Origin of the sequence: Microbacterium sp. SORGH_AS_0428 (genome assembly GCF_031453615.1) — a bacterium.
GTDB lineage: Bacteria > Actinomycetota > Actinomycetes > Actinomycetales > Microbacteriaceae > Microbacterium.
The window spans coordinates 1,023,489-1,046,884 of record NZ_JAVIZT010000001.1 but is presented as its reverse complement, the minus strand read 5'-3'; the positions used below and the strand labels follow the sequence as shown (position 1 = coordinate 1,046,884).

The 23,396-nt window shown below is 68.5% G+C and carries 20 protein-coding genes and 1 pseudogene; 13 read left to right on the top strand and 8 right to left on the bottom strand.

Features of this window, described 5'->3' with window-relative positions:
- Nucleotides 1-31: 31 nt before the first annotated feature.
- Genes QE374_RS05085 through QE374_RS05075 form a run of 3 tightly spaced genes read left to right on the top strand, consistent with a single transcriptional unit; the run spans nt 32 to nt 4,370 of the window.
- Nucleotides 32-2,011: a rhamnan synthesis F family protein gene (locus tag QE374_RS05085; protein WP_309732725.1), complete on the top strand. Its 1,980-nt coding sequence runs from the start codon at nt 32-34 to the stop codon at nt 2,009-2,011.
- The gene (locus tag QE374_RS05080) at nt 2,008-3,195 is read left to right on the top strand and encodes an acyltransferase (protein ID WP_309732723.1); all 1,188 of its coding nucleotides are present in this window, start codon (nt 2,008-2,010) and stop codon (nt 3,193-3,195) included. The genes QE374_RS05085 and QE374_RS05080 overlap by 4 nt, the downstream gene beginning before the upstream one ends.
- The gene (locus tag QE374_RS05075) at nt 3,192-4,370 is read left to right on the top strand and encodes an alginate O-acetyltransferase AlgX-related protein (protein WP_309732721.1); all 1,179 of its coding nucleotides are present in this window, start codon (nt 3,192-3,194) and stop codon (nt 4,368-4,370) included. The genes QE374_RS05080 and QE374_RS05075 overlap by 4 nt, the downstream gene beginning before the upstream one ends.
- Here QE374_RS05075 and QE374_RS05070 read toward each other — a convergent pair.
- Complete coding sequence (locus tag QE374_RS05070) at nt 4,367-4,630, bottom strand: hypothetical protein (protein WP_309732719.1); 264 nt, start codon at nt 4,628-4,630, stop codon at nt 4,367-4,369. The genes QE374_RS05075 and QE374_RS05070 overlap by 4 nt on opposite strands.
- Here QE374_RS05070 and QE374_RS05065 point away from each other — a divergent pair.
- Nucleotides 4,620-4,901 (top strand): hypothetical protein, encoded by a 282-nt coding sequence (locus tag QE374_RS05065; protein ID WP_309732717.1) that lies wholly within the window; start codon nt 4,620-4,622, stop codon nt 4,899-4,901. The genes QE374_RS05070 and QE374_RS05065 overlap by 11 nt on opposite strands.
- A complete protein-coding gene (locus QE374_RS05060; RefSeq protein ID WP_309732714.1) occupies nt 4,901-6,982 on the top strand; it encodes a hypothetical protein in 2,082 nt (693 codons plus the stop codon). Before QE374_RS05065 ends, QE374_RS05060 begins: the two co-directional genes overlap by 1 nt.
- Before the next feature lie 36 nt (nt 6,983-7,018).
- Here the strand turns inward: QE374_RS05060 and QE374_RS05055 are convergent, their stop codons facing one another.
- Both QE374_RS05055 and QE374_RS05050 read right to left on the bottom strand, forming a co-directional pair.
- The gene (locus QE374_RS05055; protein WP_309732712.1) at nt 7,019-8,215 is read right to left on the bottom strand and encodes an ABC transporter ATP-binding protein; all 1,197 of its coding nucleotides are present in this window, start codon (nt 8,213-8,215) and stop codon (nt 7,019-7,021) included.
- A 1-nt stretch (nt 8,216) separates the two neighbouring features.
- Nucleotides 8,217-9,122 (bottom strand): ABC transporter permease, encoded by a 906-nt coding sequence (locus QE374_RS05050; RefSeq protein ID WP_309732710.1) that lies wholly within the window; start codon nt 9,120-9,122, stop codon nt 8,217-8,219.
- A 58-nt stretch (nt 9,123-9,180) separates the two neighbouring features.
- Between QE374_RS05050 and QE374_RS05045 the strand changes: the two genes are divergently transcribed.
- The 3 genes and pseudogenes from QE374_RS05045 to QE374_RS05035 all read left to right on the top strand — a co-directional run bounded on the left by QE374_RS05045 (nt 9,181) and on the right by QE374_RS05035 (nt 12,000).
- Nucleotides 9,181-10,056, top strand: a complete 876-nt coding sequence (locus tag QE374_RS05045) for an NAD-dependent epimerase/dehydratase family protein (RefSeq protein ID WP_309732708.1) — start codon at nt 9,181-9,183, stop codon at nt 10,054-10,056.
- Between the two features lie 37 nt (nt 10,057-10,093).
- Nucleotides 10,094-10,645 (top strand): annotated as a pseudogene (locus tag QE374_RS05040) (dTDP-4-dehydrorhamnose 3,5-epimerase family protein); the annotation flags it as partial.
- Nucleotides 10,646-10,647: 2 nt separating this feature from the next.
- Nucleotides 10,648-12,000 carry a hypothetical protein gene (locus QE374_RS05035; RefSeq protein WP_309732706.1) on the top strand — a complete coding sequence of 451 codons (1,353 nt, stop codon included), beginning with the start codon at nt 10,648-10,650 and terminating at the stop codon, nt 11,998-12,000.
- Here the strand turns inward: QE374_RS05035 and QE374_RS05030 are convergent, their stop codons facing one another.
- From QE374_RS05030 to rfbA, 4 genes are read right to left on the bottom strand one after another with little or no spacing between them, the layout of a single operon-like run.
- Nucleotides 12,001-12,750, bottom strand: a complete 750-nt coding sequence (locus QE374_RS05030; RefSeq protein ID WP_309732704.1) for a polyprenol monophosphomannose synthase — start codon at nt 12,748-12,750, stop codon at nt 12,001-12,003. It lies immediately after the preceding gene.
- A 56-nt stretch (nt 12,751-12,806) separates the two neighbouring features.
- Nucleotides 12,807-13,799, bottom strand: a complete 993-nt coding sequence (locus QE374_RS05025) for a lysylphosphatidylglycerol synthase domain-containing protein (protein WP_309732702.1) — start codon at nt 13,797-13,799, stop codon at nt 12,807-12,809.
- Nucleotides 13,800-13,804: 5 nt separating this feature from the next.
- A complete protein-coding gene (gene rfbB / locus QE374_RS05020) occupies nt 13,805-14,800 on the bottom strand; it encodes a dTDP-glucose 4,6-dehydratase (protein WP_309732700.1) in 996 nt (331 codons plus the stop codon).
- Between the two features lies 1 nt (nt 14,801).
- Entirely contained in the window at nt 14,802-15,671 is an 870-nt protein-coding gene (gene rfbA, locus QE374_RS05015; RefSeq protein WP_309732698.1) for a glucose-1-phosphate thymidylyltransferase RfbA, read from the bottom strand.
- 110 nt (nt 15,672-15,781) lie between these two features.
- Here rfbA and glf point away from each other — a divergent pair, with 110 nt between their 5' ends.
- The 5 genes from glf (at nt 15,782) to QE374_RS04990 (ending at nt 22,369) form a co-directional block, all read left to right on the top strand.
- On the top strand, nt 15,782-16,921 hold the full coding sequence (gene glf / locus QE374_RS05010) for a UDP-galactopyranose mutase (RefSeq protein ID WP_309732697.1): 1,140 nt from the start codon (nt 15,782-15,784) through the stop codon (nt 16,919-16,921).
- A gap of 1 nt (nt 16,922) precedes the next feature.
- Nucleotides 16,923-18,758, top strand: coding sequence for a glycosyltransferase (locus tag QE374_RS05005; RefSeq protein WP_309732695.1), 1,836 nt, complete (start codon nt 16,923-16,925; stop codon nt 18,756-18,758).
- The gene (locus QE374_RS05000) at nt 18,755-20,773 is read left to right on the top strand and encodes a DUF6541 family protein (RefSeq protein ID WP_309732693.1); all 2,019 of its coding nucleotides are present in this window, start codon (nt 18,755-18,757) and stop codon (nt 20,771-20,773) included. The genes QE374_RS05005 and QE374_RS05000 overlap by 4 nt, the downstream gene beginning before the upstream one ends.
- 61 nt (nt 20,774-20,834) lie before the next feature.
- A complete protein-coding gene (locus QE374_RS04995) occupies nt 20,835-21,626 on the top strand; it encodes an ABC transporter permease (RefSeq protein WP_309732691.1) in 792 nt (263 codons plus the stop codon).
- Entirely contained in the window at nt 21,626-22,369 is a 744-nt protein-coding gene (locus QE374_RS04990) for an ABC transporter ATP-binding protein (protein ID WP_309732690.1), read from the top strand. Before QE374_RS04995 ends, QE374_RS04990 begins: the two co-directional genes overlap by 1 nt.
- On the opposite strand, the gene QE374_RS04985 is transcribed toward QE374_RS04990, so the two are convergent.
- Nucleotides 22,354-23,358 (bottom strand): glycosyltransferase family 2 protein, encoded by a 1,005-nt coding sequence (locus QE374_RS04985; protein WP_309732689.1) that lies wholly within the window; start codon nt 23,356-23,358, stop codon nt 22,354-22,356. The genes QE374_RS04990 and QE374_RS04985 overlap by 16 nt on opposite strands.
- Between the last annotated feature and the right edge of the window lie 38 nt (nt 23,359-23,396).

The window sequence follows — 23,396 nt, the reverse complement described above, 5'->3', positions numbered from 1 at the left end:
GCGCGCCACGAACAGAACTGAGAGTCATCGAGTGAGCGAACGAGCCGACCAGCTCGCGACGTACCCGGCGGGCGGGCGACGCGTTATCTTCTATCTCTTCTACGACCCTCAAGGGATCGTGGACGACTACGTGGCGTACAAGCTGGAGCGGCTGCGTCCGTTCGCGGAGCACATCTTCGTCGTCGTCAACGGTCAGCTCTCCGACCAGGGGCGCGCCCGGCTCGAGCCGCTCGTGGACACGATCTGGCTGCGTGAGAACGTCGGGTTCGACGTCTGGGGCTACAAGAAGGCCCTCGAGGAGTTCGGCGAGGAGCGTCTCGCCGCCTACGACGAGCTGATCCTCATGAACTACACGTGGTTCGGTCCGGTCAACCCGTTCGAGCCGGTCTTCGAGCGGATGGACAACGCCCGCGTCGACTTCTGGGGCATGACCGAGCACGCCAAGCAGGTCCCGAACCCCTTCACGCGTCGCGGTGTGCTGCCCAGCCACATCCAGTCGCACTGGATCTCTGTGCGCCGGTCGATGTTCCTCAGCGACGCGTGGCGCGCGTACTGGCGCGACATGCCGCCGATCGTCTCCTACACAGATTCGATCCTGAGTCACGAGTCGCGCTTCACCGACCACTTCTCGAAGCTCGGCTTCACCTACGAGGTCGCGTTCCCGCAGCGGAACTACTCGACGTGGCACCCCGCCTTCTACGATGCCGAGGCGCTGCTGGAGGACGGATGCCCCGCGCTGAAGCGCCGGCCCTTCTTCCACGATCCGCTGCTGCTGGATCGTCATTCGATCATCGCCCGGCGCTTCGCGGAGAAGGCCGACGCGCTCGGATACCCGGTCGACATGATCTGGCGCAACATCGCGCGCAGTTCGCAGCCGAAGGCGTTCAACACCAACGCCGCCATGCTGGAGATCATGCCGGACACGGCGATCTCCTACGACGAGACGGCGCCTCTGCGCGTCGCCGTGGTCGCGCACATCTTCTACGTCGAGCTGACGCGGGAGATGCTGGGGTACTGCGCGAGCCTGCCCTCCGAGTACGACCTGTTCATCACGACGGTCGACGAGAGCAGCGCCCGGGTGATCCGCACCATCCTCGATGAGGTCGCCGACCCCCACCGGGGGCGCGTGGACGTGCGTGTCCTGCCGTCCAATCGCGGGCGCGACATGGGCGCGTTCTTCGTCGGGTGCGCCGATGTGCTGCGCAGCGACGACTACGACGTCATCTTCAAGATCCACTCGAAGAAGACGGTTCAGGAAGGTAAGAACGCGGGCGACCTGTTCCGGCGTCATCAGATGATGAACCTGTTGAACTCTCCGGGCTACGCCGCGAACCTGCTCGGCCTCTTCCAGCACGAGCCGGGACTCGGAATCGCCTACGCGCCCACCATCCACATCGGTTATCCCACCCTGGGCCGCGGGTGGTTCGGCAACAAGGACGAGGCCGAGAAGCTGAGCGAGCGACTAGGCATCCACGTCCCCTTCGACGATCCCACGCCCCTGGCCCCCTACGGCTGTATGTTCGCCTTCCGCCCCGAGGCGCTGCGTCTGCTGACCGACGTCGAGTGGACCTACAAGGACTACCCGTCGCCGAAGAACCACAAGGACGGCAGCGTCGCACACGTGCAGGAGCGCCTGTTCAGCTACGCCGCGGCCGAACTGGGCTTCTACACGAAGACCGTCGCGACCACGCGCTACGCCGCGATCAGCCACACCTCGCTCGAATACAAGCTGGATCGCATCAGCGCGAACGTCCAGGGATACGCGATCGATCAGGTGCATCTGCTGGATGCGTCGGGCGACTTCCTCGGGGGAGGCCCCGTCGGATACGCCTTGGCGTACATGAAGCTGCGTCACCCGCGCTGGTACCCGCTGATGGCGGCGGTGCACAAGCCGTTGCGCTCGATCTACCGCGGCACGCGGTACGCGCTGGATCCCGCGTACCGCAGATGGCGCCGTTCCGAGCGGGCCACGCCCGTCGAGGACGCCGTGGACGAAATGGACCTTCTGTGAACTCACTCGCGAACGCCTTCGACCCCCGGCGCAACGCGATCGGCTTCGTGAGATGGCTCATGGCCTTCATGGTCATCTTCTCCCACGCGGGGCCGATCGCCGGGTTCTACGGCGGCGCGGACCTGGGTACGCAGTGGAGCAAGGAGCAGTCGCTGGGCGGCGTCGCCGTGTGCGGCTTCTTCTTCCTCTCGGGGTTTCTCATCACCCGCAGCAAGATGGGCCGTTCGAGCACGTTGCGCTACTTCTGGCACCGGTTCCTGCGCATCTATCCCGGATTCTTCCTCATCCTGCTCATGACGGCGTTCGTGTTCGCCCCGCTGGCGTGGTGGCAGGAACGCGGCACCTGGGACGGGTTCTGGAACGCCGGCTCGGAGTCGCCGTTCACCTACTTCTCCAACAACTTCACCCTGCTGCTCGGTCAGCTCAACATCGCCGGCATGGGAACCACGACGCCGCTGTACACCGATCACGGCATCCTCGACTGGAACGGGTCCGCGTGGACCCTCGCCTTCGAGTTCGGCGCGTACATCCTCGTCGCCCTGCTAGGCGTGTTCGGCGCTCTCGCGAACCGTCTCGTCGGCGGTGTGGTCGCCGGGATCATCATCGCTCTGTCCACGATGCAGTGGATGGGCATCGGTGATCTGACGGGCCTCAGCAGCGTGTTCGGCGACTTCCGCCTGCTGCTGCTGCTGGCGCCGTTCGCGTGGGGAATGATCTTCCAGCTCTTCCAGGACAAGATCCCGATCGACGATCGCCTCGCCATCGCGTGCATCCTGGTCGCGGCCGCCACGTACGTCCGCGGCGGATGGCTCGTGCTGGGCCAGTACGCCTTCTGCTACGCGCTGATCTGGTTCGGCATCCGCGCGACGAAGCTCGTCGGATGGGATCGCTATGCGGATCTCTCCTACGGCATCTACATCAGCGGATGGCCGATCATGTGGCTCGCCACCTTCTTCCACATCGAGGAGTGGGGCTGGTTCGCCTACCACGCCGTCGTCGTGATCGCCTGCCACGCGTACGCGTTCCTCAGCTGGCATCTGGTGGAGAAGCCGGCCATGGCGCTGAAACGGTGGACTCCGACCTGGATGACCAAGCTGGGCGAGCGCACGGCGGGTCCGCGGGCACGCCTGTCGACCGCGGTGTCCTCGCGGCTCGTGCTGAGCAGACCGGAGGTGACGCGATGACCGCCGACGCCCCGACCGGCGGTCAGCGACCGCGCCGCCTGCGCACGCGGGTCCCCTACGTCACCCTCGCGCTGCTGGGCCTCGCCTCGGTCGCCGCGCTGGTGCTCGGCGGGGTGACGACCGCGCGCCAGAACGAGCACGCGGTCCCCACCGCGACGCCGCCGGCGGCGGGCTCCGCCGCCGCGCTGTGCCGTCAGCCCGTGCAGAAGCCCGCTCAGGAGCCGTGGCTCGCGGGCGACGGGTCCGCGGAGCAGGTGTGGCAGCAGCACGCCGACGAGGTGGCGCAGCCGTACATCATCGGCCCCAACGGGTGGATCTTCTGGAGCGACTACATCGAGCAGTACGCGTCACAGGCCGTCGGTCGTGACACGCTGAGCGAGTCGGAGATCGCGCGCTGGGTCGACTACTATGGCTCGATCCGTGACGGTCTCGCCGCCCAGGGCGTCGAGTTCTACATCGTGGTCACGCCGTCGACGTCGAGCATCTATCCGGAGGAGCTGCCGTCGTGGATGCAGCCTCTGCGCGGCTCGACGATCCTCGACCAGTTCATGGCGGCTTCGGCGGATCTGCCCGTCGTCGATCTTCGTCAGCCCCTCATCGATGCCAAGACGCCGGACGTCAACCTGTTCAGCTGGAGCAACAGCCACTGGACCGACTACGGCGGCTACGTGGGCTGGAGCGCGCTCGCTGCGTGCGTGAACGCGATGTTCCCGGACGCGCCTGGGCTTCGCGTTCCCGCCGTGTCGGGTCACGAGGTGATCGGCGACTTCAACGAGTGGGCATCCTTCGGCGTGACGAGTCCCGGCGCCGACTGGGCGGTCCCGATCTTCAGCGATCCGCTCCAGGAGGTCACCGTGACCGACAAGGACGGTGCGACCTCGACCGTGCCGGGCTCGAGCGTGATGGATGCCAGCAAGCTTCCCCTGTCGACGACGGTGCCCGACTCCTGGACCGGGAAGAGCGCCCTGATCGTGCGGGATTCGATGGGCGGCGCGTTGTCGCCGTACTGGGATCAGGCCTACTCGCCCACATGGCAGGTGAGTCACGCATACACCGGGTTCGCCGACTTCCCGAAGTATCGCGAGCTGGTCGCGCAGTACAAGCCGAACGTCGTCGTCCTGCAACTCGCCGAACGCCACCTCATCAATACACCGCCGCCGGGGGCGTCGTATTAGCCTGAAAAGGTGAGTGTGCTGCGCCGGCGACCGGCTCGAGTGGTGTGCGCGGTCGTGGTGGCCGCGGCGCTGGTGACCCTGGCCGCGTGCAAAGCGGAGCCGGAGGTCTCGTCCACGACCTCCTCGCCGGGCGTATCGCAGTCCCCGTCGTCGTCGTCCGCGACCCCCCGGCCCTCGACCACGCCGCCTCCCGTCGTCCCCACCACGGCGCCCTCGTCGTCTCCCACCGCGCCCAGCGGGTCGGTGGAGGTGACCGTCATCACGGCAGGTCTGGAGTCGGACGGCATCGAGGTCAGCGGGATCGTGACGTCCGTGACCGACGCCTCCGCCGTCTGCACGCTCACCGCCGCCTCCGGCGGCGTCGTGCGCACGGCCGAGGCCACCGTGACCCCGAGCGGCGGCAACAGCTACTGCCCCGTGCTCGTGATTCCGCGCGACCAGCTCTCGGCCGGATCCTGGTCGGTGACGCTGTCGTACCGGGGGAGCCCGGGCGAGGGAGCCTCCGCTCCGGTCACGATCGAGGTGACCTGATGCGCCCCCGTTCCGCATTCGGGGCTCTGGGCGTCATCCTCGCGCTGGTCGTCGCGATCCTCGTCCCGCTGGTGAACCCGCCCACCCCGGCGGCGGCAGCCTCCGCGGCGGACTGGGACCCCGGCTACATCATCAGCGATGAGCAGTTCTATGACACCGACTCGATGACGGCCGCCGATGTGCAGAGCTTCCTCAACGGCAAAGTGGCCTCCTGCAGCTCCGGCTACACGTGTCTCAAGTCCTACACGCAGGCGACCACGAACATCGCCGGCGACCGTTACTGCAACGGCTACCAGGGCTCCTCCTCGCAGTCGGCCGCGCAGATCATCGACGCGGTCGCCCGCAGTTGCGGCATCAGCCAGCGGGTGCTGCTCGTGCTTCTCGAGAAGGAGCAGAGCCTCGTCACCTCTCGCGCGCCCAGTTCCTGGTCATACACGGCGGCCACCGGCCAGTCCTGCCCGGACACGGCGCCCTGCGATCCGCGGTTCTCGGGGTTCTTCTACCAGGTCTACTACGCCGCTCGTCAGCTCGAGGTCTATCGCCTGAACCCCACGCTGTTCGGCTACCGCGCGCAGCGCTGGAACAACATCCTGTACAACCCCAACGGGGCGTGCGGCACGAAGAGCGTCTACATCCAGAACCAGGCGACCGCCTCTCTCTACGTGTACACGCCGTACACGCCCAACGACGCCGCCCTGGCGAACCTGTACGGCACCGGTGACGGCTGCTCGTCCTACGGCAACCGGAACTTCTGGCGGTTGTACACGGACTGGTTCGGCAGCACCCGCAGCTACACGGTGCTCGACGGCTTCACGTCCTTCTACAACGCCCGCGGCGGCGCCAACGGCGCGATCGGCCGGCCCACCTCGGACGCCATCTACGTCGAGGAGAACGGCCAGGGCTGGTATCAGCGCTTCTCGGGCGGCAACCTGTACGGCAGCTACCAGGGCGGCACGGTCTTCGTCGCCAACAACGTCATCCTGAGCGAGTACGACCGCCAGAACGGTCCGCGCGGTGCGATGGGCTGGCCCAACGGCGAACAGGTCTGCATCGCGGGCGTGAAGTGCACGCAGTCCTTCGTCTCCGCCACCATCTCCACGTCCGCCCAATACGGCGCGCACGTGGTCTGGGGCGGGATGCGCGACTACTGGCTGGGCCAGGGCGGCGCCGCAGGACGCTTGGGCGCGGCGCTGAACGACCAGCTCTACACGCAGCCGACTGCGGGTGTCGCCTGGGTCCAGAACTTCGAAGCGGGCGTGCTCGTGCAGAGCGCCGCGGGCTTCCAGCTGGTGCCCTACTCGCGCATCCAGCAGATCTGGTCCGACTCGGGGCAGGGCGCGGGCCCGCTCGGTTGGCCCCGTGGTGCGTACGAGTGTGTGGGCGGAGACTGTCTGCAGCTGTTCACCGGCGGCGTCGTCACCGACAGCGCCGCCTTCGGCGCTCACGCCGTCACGGGTTCGTTCGCGACGGAGTGGAACGCCCGAGGCGGCCGAGCCGGGCTGGGAGTGGCGTACAACACCGCGCAGTCCGCCAGCGGCGGTGTGATCCAGAACTTCGCGGCCGGGATGCTCACCACGACCGGCGGGGCTCCCGTCTTCGTCGCTTACGGCCCGATCCAGGCGGCCTGGTCCGCAGCCGGCGCGCAACGCGCGAGCTACGGCTGGCCGACGGCCAACCAGGTCTGCGAGGGCGAGTTCTGCTCGCAGGCGTTCCAGGGTGGAGCGTTCTCGTCGTCCTCCTGGGGCACGTACGGCACGTTCGGCAGCATCGCGTCCTTCTGGGCGGGTCAGGGAGCGGCAGGGTACGGCGCCGCGATCAATAACATCCGATACACCGACGTCTACAACGGCGGCTGGGCCCAGCACTTCTCCAAGGGCGTCATCACGCAGATCCGCGGGGCGCAGCCCGTCTTCAGCCCCTACGGGCCGATCATCGACATGTGGTATCGGTACGGCGCGGAGCGCACGTGGCTCGGATGGCCCGCTGCGGCGCCGGTGTGCGATGCGAACGGGTGCACGCAGCAGTTCCAGAACGGCGTCGCGCGGTCGACGGCCGGGGGAGTCAGCTTCAGCGCGAGCTGATCGGCACCGTCCGCGACCGACGGCGTCGAGCGCCGCTCACGCAGGCCGCGCGCTGATGTCGGCGTCGACGACGCCGAGGCTCGATTCGCTGCCCACGACATGGATGAGCGCGCCCTGCCACAGGACGTCTGACTCCGAGCCGTCCAGGTCGGTGGCGCGCGCGTTGACGAAGTACTCGCCGACGCCGAAATGCAGCTCCTTGATCTCGAAGTCCACGTGACGGGTCTCGCCCTCCGAGAGGGCGTCGAGATCGAGCTTGAGACGGTCGCTGCTGGAGCCGAGGACCATCTGGCCGCTCGGCGAGTCGATGCCGAACCCGATCGTCCACTCCGTGACGGGCCCGCTCGAGGTCACACCGAGGCGCAGCGTCATCGGATCGCCCTGGACGAAGCGGTCCGTCGGACGCCCCTCACCGTCCAGCGCTTCGACCGAGATGACGCGCAGCCGGCGCGTGGTCTCGATCTCGGCCGATTCTCCGGCGCGGCGGCCTTCGAGGATGTCGCGCAGCGCCGACAACCCGGCCTGGGCATCACCCTCGAACTCGACCGAGCCGTCCTTCATGACGTAGGTCGAGTCGCAGAGCTCGGCGATCTGGCCGGAGGCGTGGCTCACGATGATGATCGTGCGACCCTCCTGCTGGAACGAGCGGATCTTGTCCATGCACTTGCGCTGGAACGCCTCGTCGCCGACGGCGAGGACCTCGTCGACGAGCAGGATGTCGGGATCGGTGTGCACCGCGACGGCGAACGCGAGTCGCATGTACATACCCGAGGAGTAGAACTTCACCTCGTTGTCGATGAACTCCTCGATGCCCGCGAACGCGACGATCTCATCGAAGCGCGCATCGGTCTCCGCGCGGGACAGACCCAGCAGCGCCGCGTTCAGATAGACGTTCTCGCGCCCGCTCAGCTCGGGATGGAATCCGGCGCCCAGCTCGAGGAGCGCGGCGATGCGCCCGCGGACGAGGACCTCGCCCCGGTCGGGGGCGAGGATGCCGCCGATCATCTTCAGCAGCGTGCTCTTGCCCGAGCCGTTCGCGCCCAGCAGACCCACGGTCGTACCCGCGTGGATGCTGAGGGACACGCCGTCCAAGGCGGTGTGGGTGCGACGGTGGCGCCGCGCCTTGAAGAAGCCGACGACGCGGTCCTTCAGCGTGTTGTCCGTGCGCACGACGAAGGTCTTCGACACGTCGTGCAGGCGCACGACTTCGGGTCCGGGCTGGATGTCGACCATGTCACAGCTCCTGTGCGAGGTTGCCCTGCATGCGCTGGAAGAGCGCGTGCGCACCCGCGAGGAGGGCCAGGCCGACGACGCCGGCGATCCCCATCCTCAGCGCGAGATCGTGAGGGAAGTCTGCGGGGGTCCCGCCCGACCACAGTGCGCGGTGGAAGCCGAGCACGGCGAGCGTGAGCGGATTGTTCGTGTAGACCTCGAGCGCCCAGGCCGGCAGATGGAAGCGCTGCATGACGTCGGCGGCCATCTGCCACGAGTAGACGATGGGCGATCCCCACATCATGAGCGTGAGCAGGATCTCGGTGAGGTACTGGATGTCGCGCAGGTAGACGTTCATCGCCGAGAGGATGAGTCCCAGGGCGAGCGAGTACACGAGCACCAAGGCGATCGACGGCAGGAGGTAGACCAGACCGAAGGGGTCCGGCCAGACGCGGAACAGCAGGATGGCGCCGATCAGCACCACCATCTGCATCCCAAACAGGAAGAGGGCGCCGCCCACGGATGCCAGCGGGAAGATCTCGCGAGGAAGATAGATCTTCTTCACGAGTCCGCCGTTGCTCACGATGGAGCCGCTCGCCGCGCCCACGCTCTCGGAGAAGAGCATGTAGATCGTCAGCCCGGCGAACACGTAGATCCCGAAGTTCGTGACGCCCTTCGCGGCCCCCAGCACCTCTCCGAGGATGAGGTAGTAGGTCAGCAGCATCACGAGCGGACGGATCAGGGTCCACAGGAACCCGAGCGCGCTTCCGCGGTATCGCACCTGAAGGTCACGACGCGTCAGCAGCCAGAGCAGCTCACGGTGCTCGACGACCTCGCGGACGCGTCCGAACGGGGACAGTGTCCGGCGGCCGCCGACCGGACGCATCGGAAGGGCCGCGAGCCGGGCATAACGGTCCTCAACGGTCATCTGATGCGCCTCGTCGGGAACGGGTCACACTCACCCTTACGAATATACTTGACCGATCATGTCTCAACCTCCCAGCGAGCCGCACGTCGTCGTCACCGGAGCGGCCGGGTACGTGGGCCGCCACGTCGTCACCGCCCTTCTCGAGCGGGGATTCCGCACCCGCGCCGTCGTGCGGCCGGGCCGCGGGGGAGAGATCGACGTGCGCGCCGATGTGGTCGAGGCGGACATCTTCGCGCCGGACTTCCAGGTCGCCTCGCTCGTCGGCGAGCAGACCCTCGCGCTGATCCACCTCGCCTGGGAGGACGGCTTCGTGCACAACGCGCCGTCGCACATGCTCCGGCTCTCCTCCCACTTCGCCTTCCTGTCGGACGCCGTGGCCGCGGGGGTGCAGCGACTGAGCGTGCTGGGCACCATGCACGAGGTCGGCTACTGGGAGGGCGCGATCGATGCCGACACCCCGACCGCTCCCCGGTCGCTCTACGGAGTGGCCAAGGACGCGTTGCGCCAGTCCACGCAGATCGCGCTGTCCGACAAGGTGGAGCTCGCCTGGCTGCGGTGCTACTACATCTTCGGCGACGACCGCCGGAACAACTCGATCTTCGCCCGTCTGCTCGAAGCGGCGGATCGCGGTCAGCAAAGCTTCCCGTTCACGACCGGCAAGAGCCAGTACGACTTCATCGACGTCGCCGAGCTCGCCGATCAGATCGCCGTCGCATCGGTCACGCCCGGTGTGACCGGTGTGATCAACTGCAGCTCCGGCGAGCCGGTCAGCCTCGCCACCCAGGTGGAGGCGTTCATCGCCGACAACGCTCTGGGTATCGAGCTCGAGTACGGTGCTTTCCCGGACCGGCCGTACGACTCGCCCGCGGTCTGGGGCGACGCGACGCGCATCCGACAGATCATGGCGGAGTACGCGGCCACCGCACACGGCTGAGCCGGTCGCCGCTCATCCCGGCCGTTAGGCTGACGTGGTGACTGTGACCTATGGCAAGACGCTGGCAGCCCGTGAGACACCGATTCCCGGGATGCTGTTGATCGATCTTCCCGTGCACGGGGACAACCGCGGCTGGTTCAAGGAGAACTGGCAGCAGGAGAAGATGACCGCCGTCGGGCTGCCGGACTTCGGCCCGGTGCAGAACAACATCTCCTTCAACGACGCCGTCGGCACCACTCGCGGCATCCACGCCGAGCCCTGGGACAAGTTCATCTCGACGGCCTTCGGCAGCGTGTTCGGCGCGTGGGTGGATCTGCGTCCGGGCGAGAGCTTCGGACGCGTCTTCACGGCCGAGATCGATCCCTCGACCGCCATCTTCGTACCCCGCGGCGTGGGCAACTCCTACCAGACCCTCGAGCCCAACACGGCGTACACCTACCTCGTGAACGACCACTGGAGCCCGAAGGCCCAGGAGTCCTACACGTTCGTGAACCTCGCCGACGAGGAGCTCGCCATCGCGTGGCCGATCCCTCTCGCCGAGGCCGAGCTCTCCGACAAGGACCGGGCGCACCCGCCGCTGTCGGAGCTGCGATGACCAGCGACACGGCAGCGGGCGCCCCGCGCGGTCTCCTGCGCCGCGGCGGCGGAGCCTGGTGGGTCGACCACCTGGTCCTCGCCGGCATCGTCGTACTGACCGCGGCGGTCACGTGGATGCGGGTGCCCGGCGACCATCGCGACCGCGTGTGGGCCGAGGACGCGAACATCTTCCTCGCGCAGGCCCTGGACCAGGGCGGCTGGTCCGTGCTGTTCGAGGGCTATGCGGGCTATCAGCACTTCGTGCCGCGACTCGTGCTCGCGCTGCTTGTGCCCGTGCTGGACCTGCCGTACTACGCGGTGCTCGTCTTCGCCATCTGCTCGGTGCTCACCGGACTCACCGCGGGAGCGGTGTACTGGCTGTCGCGGGAGATCGTGCCGTGGGCGCCCGCCCGGGTGACGCTCGCCCTGGCGACCGCCTTCATCCCGCTGGCCACCCAGGAGACGATCGGCAACCTCGCCGACATCCACACCTACGCGATGTGGCTCGCGCCGTGGATCCTCCTGTACCGGCCGCGCACCTGGACGAGCTCCGTGCTGTGGGCGATCGTGGCATGGCTCGTGGTCGCGACCGAGATCCAGGCGGTGTTCTTCCTCCCCCTCATCCTGTTCCGGCTCCGCTCGAAGAAGTCCTGGCCGGTCTTCGGCGCCTTCCTGGCCGGGAGCGCGCTTCAGGTCGCGACGGCGGTGACCGTCGAGCGCGCAACCAGCAACGGTCCCCTGAGCATCCCCTCGACCGTCATGGGATGGATGATCAACAGCGTCATGCCGCTGGTCACCGCGGATCCGGACACGATCCGCGCGTGGGTGCTCCAATCCGGGCTCCTCGTGGCCGTCCTGATCCTCGTGCCCATCGTGATCGCCGCCGTCTTCGTGCTCGTTCGCGGGAACGGATCGCAGCGGATCATCACCGTGGCCCTGCTCCTCGGGTCTGCCGCGATCTACACCGGCAGTGCGTGGGCGAACAGCTCGGTCTGGTTCATGTACGCCGAGGAGGGACTCCAGAACATTGGCACACTCGTGGTGAACATCCGCTACGGCGTCGCGTCGGGGCTCATGCTCGTCGCCGTGCTGCCCATCGCTGCCGCGGTCATGCGCGAGAGGTGGCCGCGGGCGAGGGCGGCGAACTGGGGTGCCTGGATCGTGTGCGCCGTGACGATCGGGGCGCTCATGAACGGCAGCACGATGACGATGTCCATTCGTGACTGGGTCGATCGCTGGTCGCCCGCCGCGAGGGCCGCGGCGGTGGTGTGCGCGGATCCCGCCGCTCCCGCAACGGTCACCCTGCCGGTCGCGCCGGACCGCTCCATCGACCTCTCCTGCGAGGACGTGCTGGCGCACTCGCGGTGATCAGGGGCGGCGCAGAATCCGGTCGATGCCCCATCGCGTGACGCGGAGCATCGCCTCGGCGACGATCGAGGAGCTCATCTTCGACTGGCCGGCCTCGCGTTCCCGGAACTCGATGGGCACCTCGACGAGCTCGTAGCCCGCGCCGTGCACGCGGCGCGTGAGATCGATCTGGAAGCAGTATCCCCGCGATTCCACGGAGTCCACATCGATCTGCTCCAGGACGTCGGAGCGGTACACGCGGTAGCCGGCGGTCACATCTCGCACGGGCAGACCGAGCATCGTGCGGGCGTACCAGCTGCCGCCCCTGCTGATCACCTGGCGCAGCCACGGCCAGTTCACGACCGAGCCGCCGCGCACCCACCGCGATCCGATCGCGCCGGCTACGCGGCCGGTCGGGTCGTCGGTGACCGCCGAGAGCAGCGCCGGAAGGCGCTCCGGCGGGTGGGAGCCGTCGGCGTCCAGCTCGACGAGCAAGGGGTAACCCGCCGCGCGACCGTGGGCGAAACCGGCGAGGTAGGCCGCTCCCAGACCGTTCTTCTCGGTGCGGTGGATGACCGCGATCCGCTCGTCGGCGCTCGAGAGACGGTCGGCCAGCTCCCCGGTCCCGTCGGGGCTGCCGTCATCGACGATCAGCACGTGTACGGCCGGGGCCGCATCCAGGACGCGCCGCACGATGGATTCGAGGTTCTCGATCTCGTTGTAGGTGGGGATGATGACGAGTGCGGATGCGGGGACGTGGGGGGAGTGCACGGGAAGAACTGCCTAACGCTTTGGATGACTCTCGAGGGTATCGCGCGACGCTGAGCTCAAGAGTTCGCGACGTCGCTGTACTCGGCCCGCACCACGTCCGCGCGATGGAGCCGTCGGCGCAGCACGAGCGCCGTCAGGGCCGCCGCGCCCGCCGTGATGAGGTCTCCCGCCGTGAACATGCCGCGCGAGACCAGCGCGATCGCCGATGCCTGGCCCGCACTCAGCACGAGGCCGAGGCAGCCGATGAGCACGGCCTCGCGCACGCCGACTCCCGAGGGCAGCAGGAAGGCGAACAGGCTGACCGTGAAGCCCATTCCGATGGCCGCCGCGCACAGCAGGATGTCGGTGACCGCCGCCTCGCCGCCGGTCAGGAGCCAGAGGTGCACCCCGTACAGGACGTAGGAGCCGATGCTCCACCCCAGCGCGCCGAGTGTGGTGCGCAGCTTCACCCGCTGGCCGAGGGGGGTGCGGCGGAAGAGCTTCAGGACCAGGTTCGCGAGAAAGGTCATCACCTGCGGGAGCAGGCATGCCAGACCCACCGGGAGCAGGGCGATGATCCAGACCACCTGGGGCAGGCCCTCGTTCAGCTGAGGCAGCGCCGCGACGGCAAGCACGAGCGATGCGACGACTCCGACGCCGGCGGCGTACAGCGACGCCACCAGCACGCGCGCCCGGGCGATGCCGTACTGCCGTCCGATCTCCATCTGCAGCAGGTACGCCCAAGCCGATCCCGGCACGTACTTGCCCAGCTGTCCGACCAGCATGATCTGCGCCCCGCGGATGAAGGGCACGGGATGGCCCAGCCCGTTGAGCAGGGTCGTCCAGGACAGCACGGTGAGCATCAGCCCGGCCAGCAGCACGACGAACGACCCGGCGAGGGCGGCCGGGTGCATCTTGGCAAGCTCCGGTGCGACGGTGTCCCACATGGTCGCGAAGTACCACACCGCCACGACGACCACCGCCGCGATCACGACCCATCGGACGGTCTGCAGCACGCGCGTCCGCCAGGAGGCCGGACGACCGGCGCGGTCGTCCGATTCGGCGGTCACACCGCTCACTGCCCCTTGCCGGCGTAGAACGCCTCGGTGGAATCCTTGCTGGGCGCCCACCATGCTTCGTTTGCGCGGTACCACTCGATCGTGGCGGAAAGTCCGCTGCGGAAATCGCGATAGGCCGGCTCCCAGCCGAGCTCTGTGCGCAACTTCGTCGAGTCGATGGCGTAGCGCAGGTCGTGACCCGCGCGGTCCGTGACATGGTCGTATGCGTCGGACGGCTCGCCCATGAGTTCGAGGATCAGCTCGACGACGTCCTTGTTGTTCTTCTCGCCGTCGGCGCCGATCAGATACGTCTCGCCGATCACGCCCTTCTCGAGGATCGTGAGAACGGCGGAGGAGTGGTCGTCGGCGTGGATCCAGTCGCGCACGTTCTCGCCCGCGCCGTAGAGCTTCGGCCGGATGCCGCGGATCACGTTCGTGATCTGGCGGGGGATGAACTTCTCGACGTGCTGGAAGGGGCCGTAGTTGTTCGAGCAGTTCGAGAGGGTCGCGCGCACCCCGAACGAGCGGACCCACGCACGCACCAGGAGGTCGCTGCCCGCCTTGGTGGACGAATACGGCGACGACGGGTTGTACGGCGTCTGCTCGGTGAAGCGCTCCGGGTCGTCGAGCTCGAGGTCGCCGTACACCTCGTCGGTGGAGATGTGGTGGAAGCGACGGTCGTGGCGACGTGCCGCCTCGAGGAGCGTGTAGGTGCCGATGATGTTCGTGTCCAGGAACGGACGCGGGTCGTGCAGCGAGTTGTCGTTGTGCGATTCCGCTGCGTAGTGGACGACGGCATCCGTGCGGGCGAACAACCCGTCCACGAGCGCAGCATCGGCGATGTCTCCCTCGACGAACTCCACCCGGTCCGCGGGCAGTCCGGCCAGCGAGTCGCGGTTGCCCGCATAGGTCAGCTTGTCGAGCACGACCACGTCGTGGTCCGTGTGGGCGACCACGTGGTGCACGAAGTTCGACCCGATGAAGCCGGCTCCGCCGGTGACGAGAAGCCGCATGTCAGTAACCCCGTTCCAGGAGATCGAGCAGATAGGTGCCGTATCCGGACTTGGTCAGGGTGAGGGCGCGCTCGCGCAGCTGGGCGTCGGTGAGCAGCCCCTGACGCCACGCGACCTCCTCCGGCACGCCGATGCGCATGCCGGTACGGCGCTCCATGGTGCGCACGTAGTCGGCGGCGTCGGTCATCTGGTCGAACGTGCCCGTGTCGAGCCACGCCGTGCCGCGCGGCAGCACCTCGACCTGCAGGTCGCCGCGCTCGAGGTACACCTTGTTGATGTCGGTGATCTCGTACTCGCCGCGCGCACTCGGACGAAGTCCGCGGGCGATCTCGACCACCTCGTTGTCGTAGAAGTAGAGGCCGGGCACCGCGTAGTTGCTGCGCGGCTCGGTGGGCTTCTCCTCGAGCGAGATCGCCGTGCCGTCGCGGTCGAACTCCACCACGCCGTAAGCGGACGGCTCGGCGACCCAGTACGCGAAGACGGCGCCGCCCTTGATGTCGCTGAATCGCTTCAGGCGCGTGCCGAGACCGGGGCCGTAGAGCAGGTTGTCGCCGAGCACCAGCGCCACCGTGTCGTCGCCGATGAAGTCCGCACCGATCGTGAACGCCTGCGCCAGCCCGTCCGGGGACGGCTGCTGCGCGAACGTGATGGAGATGCCGAACTGGGAGCCGTCGCCGAACAGCCGCTCGAACGCCGGGGCGTCGTGCGGGGTGGTGATGACGAGGATCTCCTCGATGCCCGCGAGCATCAGCGTCGACAGCGGGTAGTACACCATCGGTTTGTCGTACACCGGGATAAGCTGCTTCGAGACGCCAAGGGTGATCGGATGCAGGCGAGTCCCAGAGCCGCCAGCCAGAATGATGCCTTTCACAACGAGCAATCCTGCCAGATGAAACCTGGGAGCCCCGGAGGACCGGCCGGTCGGTGGGGAACCCTCCGCGACACGGCGCTGACGAGCGCCCGCGGGAAAGGAACCATGACATGACCGATCTTCTCGTCGTCGGATCCGGCTTCTTCGGGCTCACGATCGCCGAGCGGGCGGCGGCTGCCGGTCGCAAGGTGACCGTCATCGATCGTCGTGCGCACATCGGGGGCAACGCCTACACGGAGGACGAGCCCTCGACGGGCATCGAGGTCCACAAGTACGGCGCACACCTGTTCCACACCTCCAACCCGGGCGTGTGGGAGTACGTGAACCGCTTCACCGCCTTCACCTCCTACGTGCATCGCGTCTACACGACGCACAAGGGCGTGGTCTACCCGCTGCCGATCAACCTCGGCACGATCAACCAGTTCTTCCAGGCGGCGTACACGCCCGACGAGGCGCGTCGGCTCGTCCAGGAGCTCGCGGGCGAGTTCGACCCCAAGGACGCGCAGAACCTCGAGGAGCGGGCCATCGGTCTGATCGGACGGCCGCTCTACGAGGCGTTCATCCGCGACTACACCGCGAAGCAGTGGCAGACCGACCCGCGCGACCTTCCCGCCGCGGTCATCTCCCGGCTGCCGGTGCGCTACACGTACGACAACCGGTACTTCAACGACACCTGGGAAGGGCTGCCCGTCGACGGGTACACGGCGTGGCTGGAGCGGATGGCCGATCACCCGGGCATCGAGGTGCGGCTGGAGGCCGACTTCTTCGACGACGACCAGCCGTTCAGCAAGCGCGCGACGGTGGGGCAGCTTCCCATCGTGTACACCGGCCCGGTCGACCGGTACTTCGACTACACGGCCGGAGCGCTGTCCTGGCGGACGCTCGATTTCGAGCAGGAGGTGCTGGAGATCGGCGACTTCCAGGGAACGAGCGTCATGAACTACGCGGACGCGGACGTGCCGTACACCCGCATCCACGAGTTCAAGCACTTCCACCCCGAGCGGGCAGATCGTTATCCCCGTGACCGCACGGTCGTCGTGCGCGAGTACTCGCGCTTCGCCGAGCGCTCCGACGAGCCGTACTACCCGGTGAACACCGCGGCCGACCGTGCCGGACTGCTGGCCTACCGCGAACTGCAGGCGGGCGAGCCCGACGTGCACTTCGGCGGGCGGCTGGGAACCTATCAGTACCTCGACATGCACATGGCGATCGGCTCCGCGCTGAGCATGTGGAACAACACCCTCGCCTGACGTGACACGCGAGCTCACCTACCGCACGGTCGCCCGTGTCGTCTTCCCGGTCGATGACCGTCCGGACACCCGGGCGCTGTACATCGACGGAGGGTTGCCGTCGGGAGCGCGGATCATCGGGCGGCGCACGCTCGACCTCGACGCCGGGACGACCGTCTCGCTCGGCTCCTACTTCAACGCGTTCCCCGCCGCCTACTGGCAGCGGGACACGGATGCGGACGAGGTGCGGCTGAGCATCCGAACCGAGGGCACGGGCATCGCCCGGATCTGGCGGTCGGACGCGGCGGCCCTGGCCGTCCCCGTGGCGACGGTGGAGCTCGGCTCGCAGGACGCGCAGATCGACATCCCGCTGGAGGGCTTCAGCGACGGGGGAGCGCTGTGGCTGGATCTCGAGGCCGGTGAGGGCGGACTCCGGCTGCAGGCTGCGCAGTGGGAGATCGCGGGCGGGGGGCGCACGGGGACGGCCACGGTCGGCATGACGACCTTCAATCGGGCCGACGACTGCCTGGCGCAGCTGCGTCAGCTCGCTGACGAGCCCGACATCGCCGGCGCGGTGCGTCGCATCGTGGTGGTCGACCAGGGAGAGGATCTCGTCGCCGAGCGCCCGGGGTTCGCCGCGGTCGCCGAACGTCTCGGTGATCGGCTCACGATGCTGCGCCAGCGCAACATCGGCGGCTCCGGCGGCTTCTCGCGAGTGATGTCCGAGACTCTCGCGGCGGGCGAGGACGACTACGTGATCCTGCTCGACGACGATGCGATCTCGGAGCCGGAGTCGCTGCTGCGCGCGGTCCGTTTCGCCGACGCCGCGAGGGACCCGGTGATCGTGGGCGGGGGCATGATCCATCTCGACGACCCCGGAGTGCTCTACACGCAGGCCGAGCACTGGAACGCCTCGATCGGCTGGGTCGACCTGACGCGCACCGATGCCTACGACCACGACTTCTCCCGCTCGCCGTTCCGCCGCTCGCCCTCCTTCCACGCGCTGCAGCGGGCGGACTTCAACGGGTGGTGGATGTGCCTCATCCCCGTCAGCCTGTTGCGCTCGCACGGACTCTCCTGGCCGCTGTTCGTCAAGGGCGACGATGTCGAGTTCGGTCGCCGCGCCGCCGAGGCGGGGGTGCCGACCCTCAGCATCCCCGGCATCGCCGTGTGGCACCTGGGCTGGGGAGGCAAGGCGCCCACGCGCAGCTGGGAGGCGTACTTCCTGCACCGGAACCGCCTGATCGGCGAGCTCCTGCATGCGCCGAGACGACGTCCCGTGCGCATCGTCGCCCATTCGTTCCTCGGCGATGTCAAGCCGCTGCTGTCGCTCCAGTACAGCGCCGTGCGTCTGCGTGCCCTCGCCGTGGAGGACATCCTCGACGGGCCCGATGCGCTCGTGCCGCGACTGGACACGCGGCTGTCCGAGGTGCGGGAGCTGCGCTCCGCCTACCCCGACGCGACGGTCGTCGATCCGGAGGGCTCCGAAGCCGACGACGGCCCGGCGTCTCGCGGCGGAGCGGTCGCGCTGGCCGCCACCCTCCTGCGCCACCTGATGGTGCGCGCGACCTCGGAGAGCCGGAAGAAGCCGCAGGCGCACCTGAGCGCCGCCGCGGCCCAGTGGCCCGCTTTTCGGAGGATCGACTCCGCCCTCGTCGACACGGCCGACGGATCGGCAACGAACTGGTTCCGCCGCAGCCGGAGCGAGACCCGCCGGGCGCTGCGTCGCAGCCTCCGGCTTCATCTGACGCTCCTGCTGCGGTGGCCGCGCCTGGCGCGCACGTACCGCAGCGCCGCTCGGCGCATGACCTCGGACGCATCGTGGCGACGCGTGTTCGACGGGGGCGATCAGCGGTGAGCTGGCTCTCGGCCGTCCCGGTCATCGCGGCGGCCGCACTCGTGATCCTCGTGCCGGGCCTGATCGCGAGCGCCCCCCTCCGACTGGGTCTCGTGGGCCGTGCCGCCGTCGCGGCGTCGGCGGGCGTTGCGAGCATCGCGGGCGCCGGGATCGTCTTCTCGTTGCTGGGCGTGCCCTTCGCGGCATGGCAGCCTCTCGTGATCGGGATCGTCCTCGCGCTGTGCGCGGCGGTCTATCGGCGTCGCACCCCTCGTGCGACGCCGGCGCGCGAGGGCGTTCCGCGCTGGTCGCTCGTGCTCGCGTGGCTGTGCGCCGCGGCGGTGATCGCCGTCGTCGCCTTCGCCCTGGTCCCGTCGCCCGAGCGCATCAGCCAGACCTACGACAACGTGTTCCACCTCTCCGCGACCGCCCGCATCCTGGCCGACGGCGATGCTTCGTCGTTGACGCTGCGGACCCTCATCGAGACCGACAAGACCTTCGCGTTCTACCCCGCGGCGTGGCACGCGCTCGTCGCGGCCACCGTGCAGGTGTCCGGCGCCGGCATCCCGATCGCCGCCAACGCGGCGTGGATCGCGGTGGCGGCTGTGGTCTGGCTGCCCGGGGTCGCGTGGCTCGCACAGGTGCTGGTGTCCGGTTTCGCCTCCGGTCGCGTCGCACTCGTGGCCCTGCCGCTGGGTGCCGCGTTCGCCGCCATGCCGTACGGCCTGCTGACCTGGGGCACGCTGTATCCGAGCTATCTCGCGACCGCGCTGCTCCCGGTCGCGATCGCGGCTCCGCTGGCCGCGCTCGTCCCCCGCGGCCGCACCCGTCTGAACGCGACGTACCTCGCGCTCTGGCCCGCCGCAGGCATCACCGTGGTCGCGGTCGCCGCGGTCGGGTTCTCCCAGCCGCGCGTCCTCGTCACGTGGGCGGTGATCCTCGCGCCGTTCGCGATCAGTCGCGCCGCGGCCGCGTACGTCCGCGCGCGGCGGGCCGGCGGGCCCTCCCGCCGGGTGGCGGGGCGCTGGGCGTCGGCGGTGGCGGTCACGACGGTGCTGGGCGCGATCGCGGGATTCGCGTACCTCGTCCTCCGCTTGGACCTGTTCGGACGTCCTCTCGAGGACAGGCTCGGCGGACCCCAGGCCATGGCCACCCAGTCCGTCCTCGACGGCCTGGTGCAGGTCGCCCTGCAATCCTGGCCGACGGGCGTCGGGGGACAGATCGTGTTCCCCGCAGTGCTGCTGGCGGCGGCGGTCGCGCTGGGTCTCGTGCTGGCGTCACGCAGGCGCGGGATGCGATGGGCGGTCGCCGCCTATGCGCTTCTCGCGGTGCTGTTCGCGCTGGCCGCGGGCGCCGACGACGTGTTCGCCAAGCTCGCCACCGCCCTCTGGTACAAGGATCGCTACCGGCTCAGCTCCGCACTTCCCGTGCTCGGCGTCGCTTTCGCGACGCTGGCGATCCTGTGGACCTCGCGACGTCTCGCCCGCCGGTCCACGGCGCGTCGCCTGCCGATCGCCGTCGCCTTGGTCACGGCGGTGGTGGCGACGAGCGCGATCGCCATGGCGTGGGGCGGCGTCTCACGCTCCGTCGCCGCGATCTTCCGGCTGCCGGACGCGCACGCTCGGACCGCAGTGGTCTCCCAGGCCCAGATCGACTTCATGCGCACCGCGGTGGCGCAGACCGTGCCCGCGGACCAGCGTCTGCTCGGCGATCCGTGGGACGGATCGGCGCTCTCTCAGCTCTACGCGGGGCGTGAGCCGGTCTTCCCCCACGTGAACGGGCAGTGGGATCCCGAACGCCTCGTGCTGGCGTGGCAGCTGGAGCGCATCGATGACGACCCCGCGGTCTGCCAGGCGCTCGACGCGTTGCGGGTGCGCTACGTGCTCTACCACCCGCACGAGTTCGGCGGCGGCGATCCCTCCGGCAATCACTTCGCCGCCGTTCACCGTGCCGTGGAGGAGGGGCTGTTCGAGCCCGTGGCCACAGACGGCGACTCGGTGCTCTACCGCATCGGGCAGTGCGGGCCGCTCTCGTGAGGCTGCAGCGGCCCGAGCACGCCTGCGAGGGTGGCGCACCGTCCGGCTCTAGACTCTCCTGGTGAGCTCAGCCGCCGTCGGTGCCCCCGGATCCCGGCGGCGCTACCTCCACTCGCTGTGGCTTCTGTCGGCCCGCGACCTGAAGGTGCGATACGCGACCAGCGCACTGGGGTATCTCTGGTCCGTGCTCGATCCGCTCGTGATGAGCGCCATCTACTGGTTCGTCTTCACGCAGGTGTTCGGGCGGGATGTGGGCGAGAAGCCCTACATCGTCTTCCTCATCACCGCGCTGTTGCCCTGGGTCTGGTTCAACGCCGCGGTCACCGACTTCACCCGCGCGTTCAACAAGGACGCCCGACTCGTGAGGTCCACCGCCATCCCGCGGTCGATCTGGATCAACCGCATCGTGCTGAGCAAGGGCGTCGAGTTCCTGTGCTCGATTCCCGTGCTCGTGCTCTTCGCCGTGTTCGCCGGAGCGACGGCCGGCTGGGGTCTGCTCCTGTTCCCCGTGGCGGCGTTGCTGCAGGTCGCGCTGCTGGTCGGGCTGGGACTCATCGTCGCGCCGCTGTGCGTGCTCTGGGGGGACCTGGAGCGCACGACCCGGCTCATCCTGCGGGCGCTCTTCTACGCCTCGCCGATCATCTACGGCGTCTCGGACCTGCCCGCGGGCTTCCGCGAGGTCGCAGCGTTCAACCCCCTCGCGGGCATCTTCACGCTGTACCGTGCGGGGTTCTTCCCGGACCAGTGGGACACCCTCTCGGTGGTGACCGGAGCGGTCGTGAGTCTGGTCATCCTCGCGCTGGGCGTGCTGGTCTTCCGACGCCTCGAGCGACCCGTGCTGAAGGAGCTGTGATGGCCGCGGACCTCGCGATCGATGTGCAGGAGCTCGGCGTCCGGTTCCGGCGCAACCGACGGGGGCGGCGCAGCCTCAAGGACCTGTTCGGCGGAGCATCCCGGCGCGCCCGTCCGGGCGAGTTCTGGCCGCTGCGCAACGTCACGTTCACCGTCTCGCCGGGAGAGTCGATCGGCGTCGTGGGACGCAACGGGCAGGGCAAGTCCACGCTGCTCAAGCTCGTCGCCGGCGTCCTCCTGCCCGACGAGGGGTCCGTTCGCGTCCTCGGCGGCGTGGCGCCGCTCATCGAGATCACCGGCGGCTTCGTGGGTGATCTCACGGTGCGTGAGAACGTCCGCCTGACCTCCGGGTTGCACGGCATGAGTCGCGCCGAGATCTCGCGGCGCTTCGACTCGATCATCGACTTCGCCGAGCTCCACGATTTCGTCGACACGCCGTACAAGCATCTGTCGAACGGGATGAAGGTGCGGCTCGCCTTCGCCGTGGTCTCCCAGCTGGAGGAGCCGATCCTGCTCGTCGACGAGGTGCTCGCCGTGGGCGACAAGGCTTTCCGGGAGAAGTGCTATCGCCGCATCGACGAGCTGCTCGCCGAGGGGCGGACGCTGTTCTTCGTCAGCCACAACGAGAAGGACCTGCGCCGGTTCTGCGCGCGCGGACTGTACCTCGACAAGGGCGCGCTGAAGATGGACGCACCGATCGGCGAGGTCCTCGAGCGCTACAACGCCGACTACGCCGCGGGCTGAGGCTGCTGCGTGAGCGGCGGCATCGGCTTCCACGACCGGTCGCGCGCGATCTTACGGCCGTCGCGGAGGCCGCGGAACAGGTTGCTCGTGCCGCGCACCTTGCGTTCGACGACGACCAGCCGGATGAGCTCCTTGGCGAAGGTCATCGCCGTGCCGAGTCCGAAGAGGAACGGGTTGTACACGCCGAGTTCACGGTAGTAACGCTTGATGTAGGCGCGGTTGCGCATGATGTAGTAGCGGTACGCGTCGCTCGAGGCGTTCATGTGGCGGATGCCCATGTCCCACTGCTTGATCTCGCGCGTTCGGCGCAGCACGAACTCGTCGACGATGACCGAGGTCGTGACGCGGGAGGCCAGCCAGCCGTAGAGCTGGTCGTCCCAGTAGATGAAGAACCGCGGATCGGGCAGCCCGATCCGCGAGACGACGTCGCGGTGGATGAACATCCCCTCGAAACAGCCGGAGTTCATCTCCTTGAACCCGGAGGCGTCGAAGCCGGCGGGGGCGAACGGGATCGGGATGCCCATGCGGTCGGCGACCCGGTACTGCCAGTAGAACTCGCTGCCGTCGTAGTCGTAGCGCCGGCCCTGGATGCTCTTGAAGCGCGGGGCCCACTTCCCCATCCGCGCCAGACCGTCGGGAAGCACCTCGACGTCGTCGTCCATGAGCCAGATCCACGCGGACCCGAGCTCGTAGGCGGTGCGCATCCCCTCGCTGAACCCGCCGGAGCCGCCGGTGTTCGTCTCCAGGCGGCGATAGACGACCTGCGTGTTCAGGCGCGGGCGGAACCGCTCGACGACTTCGGTGGTGTCGTCGGTCGAGGCGTTGTCGATCACCACGAGGTGGCCGGGAGCCGGATCCATCGCCGCGACGCTGGTGAGCAACCGCGTCAGCAGAGCTGAGCGGTTGTAGGTGACGACCACGATCGTGGCGGATGCGGGATCAAACGGGGTGTGGGAGGGCACGTCGGGACTCTCGGATGCGGCGGCCATAGCGACCCGATACTACCCCGAGCGTCTCGGAACGGACT